The following is an 811-nucleotide window of genomic DNA, read 5'->3' on the forward strand; positions in this document are numbered from 1 at the left end:
GCAATCACCTTCTCGGAAACCCTCGCGAAATTTCGCAGTCGCGACGCCAGAGACCGAGGGTTAGATCATGCCTAGCATTCACCTTCCGGCCGCCCGCTAGCGGACCCTGGTCAGGTTCCGCGAAGGTGGGCGCAGACATGCTGGGCTCGTCAGGATCAAACTGCACTATGAGGCGGCGGTTCATACCGCGCCAGGGGAGCGAATGGACAGCGAGGAGCCTCCGAACGTTCGGGTCGCCTGCTCGGGTGATATCGACGAGGTTGTGCGGCTGATGCACGACGCTGCGGCGTGGATGTCCGCCAAGGGAACGCCCGCCTGGGACGTCGCGCGGATCGACCGGACATTCGCGGAGACCTTCGTCCTGAGATCCGAGCTCCTAGTCGCGAGTTGCAGCGACGGCATCGTCGGCTGTTGCACCTTGTCGGCCGAGGATCCCGAGTTCTGGCCCGACGCCCTCAAGGGGGAGGCCGCATATCTGCACAAGCTCGCGGTGCGACGGACACATGCGGGCCGGGGTGTCAGCTCCGCGCTGATCGAGGCTTGCCGCCATGCCGCGCGAACGCAGGGGTGCGCCAAGCTGCGGCTCGACTGCCACCCGAACCTGCGTGGCCTATACGAGCGGCTCGGATTCACCCACGTCGACACTTTCAATCCCGGCTGGGATCCAACCTTCATCGCAGAACGCCTAGAACTCGAAATCTAACGTCCGTTCGGGGGCACTGTTGCAAATAGTCGGTGGTGATAAACTTATCATCCCCTTTTGCTGATGGAGCTGCACATGAACCCATTCAAAGGCCGGCATTTTCAGCGT

The 811-nt window shown here is 62.4% G+C and carries 1 protein-coding gene; it reads left to right on the forward strand.

The window, feature by feature from the left end; translation table 11 throughout:
* Nucleotides 1-202 precede the first annotated feature (202 nt).
* Nucleotides 203-703, forward strand: a complete 501-nt coding sequence (locus ACNQ0W_RS25245) for a GNAT family N-acetyltransferase (RefSeq protein ID WP_000376623.1) — start codon at nt 203-205, stop codon at nt 701-703.
* The last annotated feature ends 108 nt before the right edge of the window (nt 704-811 follow it).

The sequence above is a fragment of the Enterobacter cloacae complex sp. 6730903 genome (assembly GCF_048283985.1).
In the GTDB taxonomy this organism is placed as follows: Bacteria; Pseudomonadota; Gammaproteobacteria; order Enterobacterales; family Enterobacteriaceae; genus Enterobacter; species Enterobacter hormaechei_C.